Origin of the sequence: Neorhizobium sp. AL 9.2.2 (assembly GCF_013317225.1) — a bacterium.
Taxonomy (GTDB): Bacteria; Pseudomonadota; Alphaproteobacteria; order Rhizobiales; family Rhizobiaceae; genus Neorhizobium; species Neorhizobium soli.
Genome location: NZ_JAALXU010000001.1, coordinates 545,847 through 558,195 on the forward strand (window position 1 = coordinate 545,847; position 12,349 = coordinate 558,195).

The 12,349-nt window shown below is 58.9% G+C and carries 13 protein-coding genes; all 13 read left to right on the forward strand.

Annotated elements, in window-relative coordinates; translation table 11 throughout:
* Positions 1-165 precede the first annotated feature (165 nt).
* The 13 genes from G6K99_RS02635 (at position 166) to fliQ (ending at position 12,157) form a co-directional block, all read left to right on the forward strand.
* Positions 166-813, forward strand: coding sequence for a hypothetical protein (locus tag G6K99_RS02635; protein ID WP_174195622.1), 648 nt, complete (start codon positions 166-168; stop codon positions 811-813).
* Complete coding sequence (locus G6K99_RS02640; RefSeq protein ID WP_174195623.1) at positions 810-2,018, forward strand: MotB family protein; 1,209 nt, start codon at positions 810-812, stop codon at positions 2,016-2,018. The genes G6K99_RS02635 and G6K99_RS02640 overlap by 4 nt, the downstream gene beginning before the upstream one ends.
* A gap of 6 nt (positions 2,019-2,024) precedes the next feature.
* A complete protein-coding gene (locus G6K99_RS02645) occupies positions 2,025-3,302 on the forward strand; it encodes a chemotaxis protein (RefSeq protein ID WP_174195624.1) in 1,278 nt (425 codons plus the stop codon).
* Complete coding sequence (locus tag G6K99_RS02650) at positions 3,299-4,906, forward strand: flagellar hook-length control protein FliK (RefSeq protein WP_174195625.1); 1,608 nt, start codon at positions 3,299-3,301, stop codon at positions 4,904-4,906. The genes G6K99_RS02645 and G6K99_RS02650 overlap by 4 nt, the downstream gene beginning before the upstream one ends.
* A gap of 169 nt (positions 4,907-5,075) precedes the next feature.
* Positions 5,076-5,591 (forward strand): transglycosylase SLT domain-containing protein, encoded by a 516-nt coding sequence (locus tag G6K99_RS02655; protein WP_062454870.1) that lies wholly within the window; start codon positions 5,076-5,078, stop codon positions 5,589-5,591.
* A 271-nt stretch (positions 5,592-5,862) separates the two neighbouring features.
* Positions 5,863-6,534: a response regulator transcription factor gene (locus G6K99_RS02660; protein WP_062453796.1), complete on the forward strand. Its 672-nt coding sequence runs from the start codon at positions 5,863-5,865 to the stop codon at positions 6,532-6,534.
* A gap of 179 nt (positions 6,535-6,713) precedes the next feature.
* Positions 6,714-7,982: a flagellar hook protein FlgE gene (locus G6K99_RS02665; RefSeq protein ID WP_113109501.1), complete on the forward strand. Its 1,269-nt coding sequence runs from the start codon at positions 6,714-6,716 to the stop codon at positions 7,980-7,982.
* Positions 7,983-7,998: 16 nt separating this feature from the next.
* Positions 7,999-9,438: a flagellar hook-associated protein FlgK gene (flgK, locus tag G6K99_RS02670; protein WP_174195627.1), complete on the forward strand. Its 1,440-nt coding sequence runs from the start codon at positions 7,999-8,001 to the stop codon at positions 9,436-9,438.
* Between the two features lie 3 nt (positions 9,439-9,441).
* Complete coding sequence (locus G6K99_RS02675; protein ID WP_092661200.1) at positions 9,442-10,470, forward strand: flagellar hook-associated family protein; 1,029 nt, start codon at positions 9,442-9,444, stop codon at positions 10,468-10,470.
* A 48-nt stretch (positions 10,471-10,518) separates the two neighbouring features.
* Positions 10,519-10,866, forward strand: coding sequence for a flagellar biosynthesis regulator FlaF (gene flaF, locus G6K99_RS02680; protein WP_062453792.1), 348 nt, complete (start codon positions 10,519-10,521; stop codon positions 10,864-10,866).
* Entirely contained in the window at positions 10,863-11,312 is a 450-nt protein-coding gene (flbT, locus tag G6K99_RS02685) for a flagellar biosynthesis repressor FlbT (RefSeq protein WP_062453791.1), read from the forward strand. Before flaF ends, flbT begins: the two co-directional genes overlap by 4 nt.
* Complete coding sequence (flgD, locus tag G6K99_RS02690) at positions 11,303-11,734, forward strand: flagellar hook assembly protein FlgD (protein ID WP_174195628.1); 432 nt, start codon at positions 11,303-11,305, stop codon at positions 11,732-11,734. The genes flbT and flgD overlap by 10 nt, the downstream gene beginning before the upstream one ends.
* 156 nt (positions 11,735-11,890) lie before the next feature.
* Positions 11,891-12,157, forward strand: coding sequence for a flagellar biosynthesis protein FliQ (fliQ, locus tag G6K99_RS02695; RefSeq protein ID WP_062454868.1), 267 nt, complete (start codon positions 11,891-11,893; stop codon positions 12,155-12,157).
* The last annotated feature ends 192 nt before the right edge of the window (positions 12,158-12,349 follow it).

Sequence of the window (12,349 nt, forward strand, 5' to 3'; positions counted from 1 at the left end):
ATCCTCGCACAAGTTTAACTTCCTAATTTCTGATCTATTCCCATGGCGAACTCCGCCGCCCCGGCGATCGGGCGCGGGCCGGAGGCCGGTGTGGAGCATCACAGAACGGGCGATGCGTGAGACGTTGCGGCCTTATTCCGCAAACGACGTTGATGGAGTGCGTTGATGAATTCCCCACTTGCGCGGTATCTCAGAGATTTCGGCGCCGAGGCTGCGCTGCTTGCGGCCCCGATAGAAACGCCCTCTCACTTTGCGTCGCCCGCCGAGATGCCGGCGCTGGAAAGCTTTGCGCAGACGGTAGAAGTCGATCTCGAGGCCGAGCGTCGCGAAGCCTATGATGAAGGTCATCTTGCGGCGACCCAATCCTTGACGGCGAAGCATGCCGAAGAGCTCGAGGCGCTGAAGGAACAGCATGCGCAGGAGATCGAACAGCAGCGCCTCCAGTTCGAGGACGGGTTGGCCGATTATCTCTCGAAGGCTCTTCCGGATCTCGCGTCGCGGCTCTCTGCCGAACTGTCCGAGGCGACGGCCCGCGTTCTGTCTCCCTTGCTCAAAGAACAGGTGATGCGCGGCGCTATCAACGAGCTTGTCGAGGAGCTGAAACCGACGCTCGCCAAGGAAATTCTGGAGCAGATTACGGTCTTCGGACCGGAGCACCTCTGCGATCTTCTCAAAGCTCAGCTTGAGGAGAAAGGCGATGCGGTGTCGTTCGTCCACACAGATGACACCGACATCCGCGTCGAGATCGGTGATTCGCTTCTCGTGACGCGCCTTTCTGCCTTTGCCGCCGACCTTGAGAGGGTGCTGGCATGAGCGAAGCTGAGAACCATCATCACGGCAAAAACGAAATCATCATCATCAAGCGTCACCGCGGCGATCACGACAGCCATCACGGCGGTGCGTGGAAGATTGCGTTCGCCGACTTCATGACCGCCATGATGGCCTTCTTTCTCGTCATGTGGCTGGTCAACGCCGCCAATGAGGAAACGAAGGCATCGCTCGCGAGCTATTTCAATCCCGTGCCGCTGTCTGACGACACGCCCGCATCCAAGGGCATCAAGAAGCCGTCGGATCAGGCCAAGGGCGAAGATTCCGACAAGAAGTCCACCGTGGAGAACGACAAGACGGGCGGCGGCAAGGCAGGCATGGATGGCGAGTCCATTTCCGCCTCTGGCGACGACATGACCTTTTCCGAAGCAGCTTTGTTCCAGAATCCCTATTCCGTGCTTGCCAGCATCGCTCAGGAAGTAGGCCAACAGGCCAATGTCAGCACGAAGGGCGAGGGCGGCGCGAGCGATTCCGGTCCGTCCACCGGTGCGGATGGCGGAGAAGCCTATCGCGATCCTTTCGATCCGGATTTCTGGAGCAAGCAGCTCGACACACCGGCGCAAGCCAAGCTTGCTTCGGACACGGGTCTGCCGGGCGAGCAGGAGAGCGCCTTTTCCCAGCCGCCCGCGGTGGAAACTGTCCCAGTATCGGTAAAGCCGGATGCCGTCTCAGCGCCCGATGCTTCTGATGCATCGGTCAAGAAGGCAAAGGCTGAACTCGACGCCGCCGGGCAGGACAAGGCCGAAGAGCTTCAGAAGGAAATTCAGGCGCAGGTCGCCGGAATTGCCGGCAAGCTGGCCGAGGGCATCGTGGTGCAGCCGGCCGAAGGCGGCACGCTGATCACGATCTCGGACGAAGCAAATACCGCGATGTTCAATGTCGGATCCGCATTGCCAGGCAAGGAGCTCGTGCTCGCCATGGAAAAGATCGGCAAACTCCTGGCCGCGCGTCCAGGGTCGGTGATCATTCGTGGCCACACGGACGGACGGCCCTTCAAGGGACGCACCGGAGACAATTGGAGCCTGTCAATGTCCCGCGCGCATGCGGCCTATTACATGCTCGTGCGGGGCGGCTTGAACGAGGAAAGGGTAAAGCAGGTCTCTGGATTTGCCGACCGGCGACTTCAAAACGTCGATGATCCGATGAGCGGCGCCAACCGCCGTATCGAAATCCTGCTGGGCAACGGATAAATCGAGATGATGCGTTCGCGCGATCGCCATAACTTGCTGCGCTCACTGGTCGCCGGGGTTTTTCTCGCCGCTGCGGGCAACGCCGTGGCCAGTGAGGATCTTGAGCCATACAAGATGATCCGGTCCCTGCAATATCTGCAGGACGCGATCGTCGCGGGCGATCATTCCGCCAACGAAATGCAGCGCTTCCTTCTCAAGACACTCGATCAGCGGCTACGCACGGCATCACCTGATGTGTTCAAGGATCCCCGCAACGTCGATGCGGTTTTCGTATTCGCCATGAGTGGCGGCAATCCGCAGACGCTGGATTTTCTTGCGGCACGCGATGTCGACGGTGAATTCGATGGCCGGTTGGCGCGCGTTCTCCGTCGCTATTTCCAGGGGCAGGGCCTGACGGCGGTCGCTGCATTCGAGGGGTTGGTCAAGGAGTATGGCACAAGCCCGGTTGGCCCCTATCTGGCGCTCGTCGCCGGCAACATCACGGCGAATGCCGACCCCGCCAAGGCGATCGGCTATTTCGATCAGGTTCGGCTGCTCGCACCCGGGACCAATCTGGAAGAGGCAGCGCTCAGACGGTCGCTTGCCGTGATCCTACCGACGGAGCCGGGCAGGGGCTTCGATCTGGCGGCGAAATACGTCCGTCGTTTTCTCTATTCTCCCTATGCCAGCCAGTTTATCGACATGTTCGTGCAACTTGCCACTGACGATGATGGGAAGGGTGACCGGAGCCGCTGGACCGACGTCGTCTCAATGATGGACGATCCGCGCGCGCACGAATTCTACCTCCGGGTATCCAGGCGCGCCTTGCTCGCGGGCAACAAGGATCTGGCTCGCTTTGCGGCATTGAACGCGGAACGTCTCTCCCCCAGTCCCGGTTCGGAGAACAATGCGATCGGGCAGCTGTATGGCGATCTTGCCAGCATTTCGTCCAGTAACGTTGTGGAAGCGGCAAAGAGTCTGTCGCAGATCCCCGATGGCGCGCTTTCCGAACGCGACAGGAACCTGCGTGCAGCGGCGCAAAAGGTCGTCGAACAGATCCTGATGGCACCCGAAACCTCGAGCGTATCGGCAGAGCCGGTGGTGATGCCCGCGGGCGAAGCGGGTCAGGCTGCGACGGCGTCCGCCACCATTCCTTCGGCGCCGGCACCGACCACCTCTGTGGCCAAGCCCGCAGCAAAGACCGAGAACCCGGAAATGGAGGCAAGCCTCCAGACCTATGTAGAGCAGAACAGAATGAAGCTGAAGCAGATCGACGACCTGCTCAGCGATGAGGCATATGAATGACGAACGTAGCAGGCGCTTCGGTTAAGGCAGTATCAGACGGGCAGGTCGGGACTCTTTTCGGAAAGGCATCGCCGCAGAACGGCGAAGCCGGCGAATTTGCCCAGGTGCTGACAGACGCGGACGCCGATGCCGGGAAATCGACAGAGAACGGCACGGCGGTTGCCGAAGACGGATCCGGAACGGGAAAGATTTCGCTCGGCAGTTCCCGCTTCAAGACGCTTACCGACCTGACGTCGCTTGCCGCAAACTTCAAGCCGGCGGAACCTGCGGATACCGCTGCTCCATCCGTTGCAACGCTGGTCCAGGCTGCAGCCGAGCTTCCAGTCGCAGCCCCGCAGGTGGACGTGCCGCACCCGGTCGGACAGCCGGTTCCGGCGCTGTCTGTAGACGAAGCGGTCAAAGAAGAGCTCGTCGGACAAGCCTTGCCGGAAGAGATTCCGGGTCAGGACCAGAGTGACAGCCTCAACCAAACAGGCAACATCAAACAGACCCGTAGCCCGGACAAGGCCGGCGGCCAGATCGACGTTACCCAGTTGGTTGCTACTGCAACCAAACGCGTCACGACTGTTGCTGCCGACGATGGAAAGGCGAAGATCGCCGGTGTGCTTTCGAAAGACGTGCCGGACGATGAAAGCCAAGGAGCGGCCCTCGCGACCGCTGTGCCAGATTCAACGGCTGCACTCTCAACAGCGGCACTGCTCAATCTGACGGCCAGCGTCGAGACCGGTAACCCGGCCCAGTCCGCGGATATAGCCGCACTGTCGGCCATGATCTCCGTGACCGAGACGGGGATGTCGAACGATAAGACGGACGCCAGCATGCCGTCCGACGACACGGATGCTGCCACGTCGTTCGATTTCCTCGATACGGGCGAGGCAGAACCCCAGACAGACGTTAAATCCTACCGCTTCCAGAAAGCCGGAGATGCGATTGCGGCTGTCAGCCTGTCGATCGTCACAGGCGCGGACGGCGGATCCGACCTGCAGGACAGCCTTCCAGGCACAGCCAACACCGAAACCGTCACGGTTCTCGACTCGCGGCGCTATCTCGGCTTTGGCGTCGGCGAAAATGCCAGCAATCTTTTGAGTGCCGCCTCCAGCAACAGGGAATGGACCGCGGCCATGCAGCCGTCTTCCGCGCTGACCGATCCGACCCGCACATCCGGCACCGGCAGCGTGGTCAATACGCTCAAGCTCCAGCTGACGCCCGACAATCTCGGTACCGTGACCGCGCATATGCGGCTGGTGGGAGATCAGCTGAGCATCCATCTTACCGTCCACAGCAGCATGGCCTATCGCGAGCTCAGCGACGACAGCAAGCCGATGCTCGATGCCTTGCGGGCCCAGGGCTTCAACGTCGACCAGGTGACCGTCAGCATGGCGCCGTCGACCGACAGCTCGAACTCGTCTGCAGACCAGCAGCAGGGCGGCAGCGGCGCCCAGACACAGCAGCAGCTCGCCCGTGACGGCGAGGCAGCCCGCCAGCAGGGACAGGCTCAGGGTGGCCGCTCCAACGACAGCAATCGCAACGACATGGAGAAGCGCAATGAGACTGTCGTTGAAACTGACATCGGCAGCACTGGCACTGGCGACATTTACCTGTAGCGCGCTCGAAGCCCGCGCCTGGCAGCTCTACGCCACCCAGCAGCCTCCTCAGCAGGCAGACGTGCCCAACGCCGCGCAGCCGGGGACGCAGAAGCGCGCCGGCGCGCCGCAGCGGCGCGATCAGGCCCGAACCGCCCAGCCAGGGACTGGCCAGGCTGGAAACGGCAAGATCACCTCGGAACAGGTCAGCATCTGCGAGGCCCAGATCCAGGCCGCAGCGCGCAAATACGGCGTCCCTGAAGGCATCCTCTACTCGGTGGGGCTGACAGAAACCGGACGCAAGGGATCGCTCAGTCCCTATGCGCTGAATATCGAAGGCAAGGCCTATTTCGCGTCGTCTGTGCAGGAGGCAATGCAGCTCTTTACCCAGGCGAAGAGCACGGGCGCCAAGCTGATCGATCTCGGCTGCATGCAGATCAATCACCACTTCCATGGCGAGGAGTTTGCCTCGGTTCCGGACATGCTCGACCCGAGAAAGAACGTCGAATATGCGGCGCTATTTCTGAAACGGCTGCACGACAAGCACGAGACATGGACGATGGCAGTCGCCAGATATCATGCCGGTCCCAACAACAATCCGGCGCAGCAGCGCTATGTGTGCCGGGTGATCGCCAATCTTGTTGCCACCGACTTCGGAAAATGGACGCGGAACGCGACGAATTTTTGTGGTCCGAGCGCAACCTGAAATAGCAATTAGTGAAATCTAATGTCTGTTTACGGCTGCCGGTGAGAGAATGCGTTCAAACTGCGTTTTCAAGTGAGCATTTTCTCAAAAATTAATTTTCCACCGCGCATTATGCGGAGGCCACCCTTTTTCCACTAGATCTAGTACCAAATCGGCGCAACATGGTTAATCAATTATTAGCAAGCCCCTGTTACTTCCTCTAGTTGCCCAGATTCCTGACGATTCGTATCACTCTCTCACTGAGATGCGATATTGATTCGGAGGCGGACGAATGATCGTAGTGGTTGATGAACGAGAAATAGTGAAAGACGGTTACACGTCTTTGTTTGGGCGCGAAGGCGTTCCTTCTACCGGGTTTGATCCGGAAGAATTTACAGATTGGGTGAATTCGGCAGCGGAAGCCGATATTGCTGCAATCGAGGCGTTTTTGATTGGTCAGGGCGACCTGATCCATGATTTGCCACGGGCAATCCGTGGACGCAGCAGTGCACCGGTAATCGCTGTCAGCGATCAGCCGTCCCTGGAATCCACGCTTGCGCTTTTCGACTGCGGTGTCGACGATGTTGTGCGCAAGCCGGTTCATCCAAGGGAAATTCTGGCACGGGCAGCGGCTATCCGCCGCCGCCTGAACGCGGTTGCCAATCACACCGACATCGGCGCGATCCGGGTTTTCTCCGATGGCCGCGATCCCGAAGTCGAAGGCGAGGCGTTTGCACTTCCACGGCGCGAACGCCGCATCCTGGAATACTTGATTGCCAATCGCGGCCGTCGGGTTTCCAAGTCGCAGATCTTCAACGCCATCTACGGCGTGTTCGACGAGGACGTCGAAGAGAATGTGGTCGAAAGCCACATCAGCAAGCTTCGCAAGAAGCTTCGCAAGAAACTGGGCTTCGATCCCATCGATTCGAAGCGGTTCCTAGGATACTGCATCGACTGGAAATAACACTGAAAATGGCACCCAAATATGTGGTGCCATTTTTTTTGCGTGCTCGATTTGTCATTTTTGTCAGACAGATAGGGCCCTCGACTTCGACGCAGATCAGCGCTCGATGCCAGCACGCAGACAGCTTCACGCAAGGCCCATCCCCTAAAGTCATAAGCCTAAGTGCAACGAGGATTGCTATGAGCCTTTTCGGAACTATGAAAACCGCCGTATCGGGCATGAATGCGCAGGCAAACCGCTTGGGCACCGTTGGCGATAACATTGCTAACTCGTCAACGACTGCCTACAAAAAGTCGTCCACGCAGTTTTCGTCGCTTGTGCTGCCATCGACGGCCGGCTCATACAATTCCGGTGGTGTCGAAACCAGCGTGAAGTATTCGATTTCTGAGCAGGGTGCTCTCGAGTACACCACGTCAGGATCCGATCTTGCCATCCAGGGCGACGGATTTTTCGTCGTACAGAATTCAGCAGGCGAGACCTTTCTGACCCGTTCCGGCGATTTTACGCCGAACGAGCAGGGCAACCTGGTCAACTCAGCCGGCTATACGCTCCTCGGTTACTCCTACGATTCCGGAACCCCGACGACCGTCGTCAACAGCTATGACGGCCTGGTCCCGATCAATGTCGGCGGCTCGGAACTGAGTGCGGTCGCGTCGACCTCCGGGTCGCTCTCCGGCAACCTCAACAGCGCATCCGATGTCGTCGCCGCCGACCTGCCGTCCGACAACACCGAAGATGTCGACGTCGACATGGACAGCACGTTGAAGACGTCGCTGACCAGCTACGACAGCCTCGGCAACCCGATCGTCTACGACTTCTATTTCTCGAAGACCGCTGCAGGCGAATGGCAGCTCAGCGTCTATAACGCAGCTGACGCAAGCACGACCGGCACCGGCAGCTTCCCATATGGCGGTGATGGCGAACTCGCCAACCTGTCGCTCGCGTTCAATTCGTCCGGCAAGCTTGAAACAGTTGACGGTGCCGAGGAGCTTTCTGTCACGGTCAACGGGATCAAGTTCGATCTCGCCGGCATGACGCAGCTGTCGGCCAAGTCGAACATCTCGAGCGGCAGCGTCAACGGCAGCGCGCCGAGCTCCATCTCCAGCGTCAAGATCGAATCTGACGGCACGATCAACGCGGTCTATGCGGACGGTTCGTCGAAGTCGCTGTACCAGATCGCCATGGCGACGGTCGAAAGCCCCGACAACCTCGAAGTCTCCTCCGGCAACGTCTACCGCACGACGAGTAGCTCCGGCGTGGTCACCCTCGGCTTTGCCGGCTCCAGTGGATTTGGCGAGATCGTTTCGGGCGCGCTCGAAACCTCCAACGTCGATCTGGCCAACGAACTGACCGAGATGATCGAAGCGCAGCGCAGCTATAGCGCCAATTCCAAAGTGTTCCAGACCGGTTCCGATCTGATGGACGTACTGATTAATCTGGTCCGGTAGTTTCAGGAGTTAAGCGATGTCACTCGCATCGGCACTGAGTACGACAAAGAATATCTTGAACAACACCGCCACGCAGACGGGGGTGTTGTCGACAAACGTTCAAAACGTCGGGAACAGCGATTACAACCGCCGTTCCGCCGCGACTGTCACGAACGCCTATACCGGTGCCACGACCGTTCAGACAGCGCGGACGGAAGACGCCGCGCTGCTGAAGCAGACACTCTCGTCTACGGCCGACGATGCGGGACAGCAGACATTGCTGGCCGGACTGGAATCCGTCTACACAATCATGGGCGGGGACGGGTATTCGCTTGCTCCGTCCACGGCACTGTCCGAACTGCGGGACGCGCTGCAGACCTACGCGGCGACCCCCGGAGACGTGACGCTCGCTTCGGCTGCGGTCAACTCGGCGGTCGATGTTGCGACGGCTCTCAATACCAGCACCACCGAAGTGCAGCAGCTTCGGGCTGGCACCGACGCCCAGATTTCCGGCCAAGTTGACAAGCTCAATAAGCTGCTTGCGCAGTTCGAGCAGGCCAACAAGGCGGTTGTGACGGCGGCTGCGGCCGGCACCGACGGCAACAACGCTCTCGATACCCGCGAAAGCCTGCTCAAGCAGATTTCCGGCATCGTCGGCATCAGCACCGCGACGCGCGACAACAACGACATGTCGATCTATACGAATGGCGGCATCACGCTGTTCGAAAGCACGGCACGGCCTGTAACGTTCGATTCGACTGCGGGTTACGATGCAACGACGGTCGGCGGCGCAGTCTATATCGACGGCGTGGAGCTGAAGGCCGGCCAGAGCAGCGACACGACGGCGCAAGGGTCGCTTCAGGCACTCGTCCAGCTGCGTGACGAGGTCTATCCAACGTACCAGGACCAGCTCGACGAAATCGCCCGCGGCCTGATTTCCCTGTTTTCCGAAACAGATGGCGCAAGCCAGATCGCCGGTCTTTTCACGACGACCACAGGCGACGAAGTCGATTTTGAAACGGCTGAGATCATCACCGGCCTGGCTGGGATCATCACGGTCAATGCCGAGGCGGTCGCCGACCCCACCAAGCTCAGGGACGGCTCGATTACGGGTGCCAGTGTCAACACCGAGAGCGCGAGCGGCTTTTCCACGTTGCTCAGCGAATATGTCTCGGGCTTCGAGACTTCCATGGAATTTGATCCTGCCGCCAAGATCGGCGACAAGGCCACATTGCTGGATTACTCAACGGATTCAGTCGGCTGGGTCGAGGAATACCGGAGCGGAGCCACGAATGCTGCGGAAACCACGACGGCCATGCTGTCGCGTTCAACCGAGGCCTATTCCAACGCAACGGGCGTCAATCTCGATGAGGAACTGATCCTCCTCCTCGATGTCGAACAATCCTACAAGGCGGCCTCAAAGCTCTTGTCGACCATTGACGAGATGCTGGCGGCGCTGATGGAGGCTGCGAACTAAGTCATGAAGACGACATCCATCTCAACCCTGTCCGTCAGCCAGACAATGCAGCTGACCGTACAGAACTCGCAGACCGAGATCGCCAAACTGCAGAAGGAATCGGTCAACGGTACCTATGCGGATACGGGTCTGGAACTCGGTACGCGGACGTCTGCAAGCCTCGATTACGGCCGCGAGTCATCACGGCTGCAGGCAATCATCGATTCCAATTCGCTGACCAATCAGCGAATGGATTCCTCGCAGCTTGCGATGGAGCAGATGTCCGACTCCGGCCAGACGCTGCTGGATTCACTGGTCGCGCTCTCCGGCAGCAGCGACAAGACGAGCTTGCAGGTTTCTGCCGATACGGCGACGTCCGTGCTCGAGAATTTCGTCAGCTACGCAAACGTCTCGGTCAATGGCGAGTATCTGTTTTCTGGCATCAACACCGATGCCGCGCCTCTGGACGACAGCTTCATCACCGACCTGACGGACGACTTCAACACGCAGTTTTCGAGCTTCATGTCGGCCAACGGTATCTCCAGCGCATCGGATATATCGTCCAGCCAGATGGCGACCTTCCTCGACGACTATACGTCGTCCTTCGACTGGTCCGGCTGGACAAACGCGTCCGACACCAAAATGACCGGTCGTGTCAGCACGTCTGAGACCGTCACCACTTCGACGAGCCTGAATGCCGATGGCTTCAAGAACCTCGTTCTCGGCAGCCTGATCACGTCCCAGTTGGCAACGGCGGGCCTGTCCGCCGATGCACTGAACAAGGTCAACGCGACCGTTACCAATCTTGCCGGCCTATCGGTGTCCGGCATCGATGCTGAGCGCTCTTCCATGGGGCTTTCCCAGGAGCGCGTCGAAAAGGCCAATACCGCCATGTCGGCGCAAATGGATATCATCAACACCCAACTGACAGATCTCGTCGGCGTGGATACTTATGATGCTTCGGTGCGTCTCAACACGTTGTTGACGCAAGTAGAGACCTCATACACCATCACCTCCAAGATCCAGGGACTGAGCCTCGTCAACTATCTATAATGGGTAGTTGCCCCGCGGCATTTGGTTTGCAACATGAAGGAAGCAAGCATGTTCCAGTTTGCGTATGCCGAGGTAATCAAGGATGACCTCGCAAGCGCTAGAGAGAGAGAACGCCAGGTTCTGGCCCGCTCCATTGAGCTCCTCTCTGCAGTCCCGAACAAATCGCATTATGGACGCGAGGCCGTCGAGGCCATCCATTATACGCGCAGGGTCTGGACCCGGTTTATCGAAGACCTCAACCAGCCCGACAACGAGCTCGGCATCGAGCTGCGCGCAAAGCTGATCTCCATCGCCCTTTGGATACTGAAGGAATGCGAACGCATTCGTAAGAAGCAGTCCGACAATTACCAGGGCATTATCGACGTGACTACCATCATCAGGGATGGCCTAAGATGAAAAGCACACTGCGTATCTCGCTGAAGTCCGGCGAAAAGATCTTCATCAACGGCGCAGTCCTGCGTGTTGATCGCAAGGTTTCTCTTGAATTCCTCAACAACGTTACGTTTCTGCTGGAAAACCATGTTCTCCAGCCCGAGGATACGACGACCCCGCTTCGTCAGCTGTACTTCATCGCACAGATGATGCTGATCAATCCGGAAGGCAAGGACCAGGCCGTGACCATGTTCCGCCGGTCGGTCATGATGCTGCTCGCATGCTTCCGCAATCCGGAAATCATCGACGAGCTCAAGCAGATCGATGCGCTTGTTGCCTCCGATCGCGCTTTTGAAGCACTGAAGGCAATCCGCGCGCTCTATCCTGTCGAAGAGCGCATCCTGAACAGCAAGGAAGTCGCGCCGGCTGCTATCGCCGGTCTGCGCAAGGAGATGGGGCTATGGCAGTAGATACGGTATCGTCCGCAACCTCGACGAATGCAACGAGTTCGTCGAAGGCTTCATCCGCTGCGGCAAGCGCTTCGCTCGATTACGACGCTTTCCTGCAGCTTCTGATCGCCCAGATGCAGAACCAGGATCCGACCGATCCGCTGGATGCTAGCGAACAGATCTCGCAGCTGGCAACCTTCTCGCAGGTCGAACAGTCGATCCAGACGAACACCAACCTGGAAAGCCTGATCGCACAGTCGTCGCTGTCCAACGCCTCGTCCTATATCGGCAAGACGATCACCAGCAGTGATGGCAAGACCAGCGGTGTGGTCGAATCGATCGAAGTCACGTCTGACGGTCTGGTTGCAACGACCGATGCTGGCAAGGAGATCACGATCGGCGACGGCATCACGATATCTGCGACGAAGTCCTCGGAGTCCTGATCCGACTGAATTCCTGAAATTGCAGGCGAGCCTGCGGTTTTGCCGGGGGCAGTACCGGTCGCTCAATTGCATTGGCGGTCGGTGGCTGTCATCATCCGCATGCGATTCGCGCCAGATGATGATGGCCACGACACCAATGCCCCGGATGATCCTGCAATGAATGAAGCCGATGCTCTCGACATGATGCACTCGGCGATATGGACGATTCTCATCGCCTCAAGCCCGGCAGTGCTGACCGCGATGATTGTCGGCATGGTCGTGGCGCTCATTCAGGCGCTGACGCAGATCCAGGAAATGACACTGACATTCGTGCCCAAGATCGTCGCCGTCATGCTGGCGCTCGGGATTGCTGCTCCCTTCATCGGCGGCCAGATCTCGCTTTTCACCGATCTCGTCTTTTCGCGCGTCCAGTCCGGTTTCTAGCGCACGGCTGCCAAGGCTGCGAGGCTTGCTCGCACGCTTCGCCTGCGATGATGGCGGACACCCTCACACAAGCTTCGCTGCCTAGAAGGGATCTGTCGCAACAGGTCCGAGCATTATCATGTCTTGCTTTTTGCGCGATCCATGGGCGCAGCATGCGCCTTTCTAATCTCATGAAGAGATACCGCATATGGC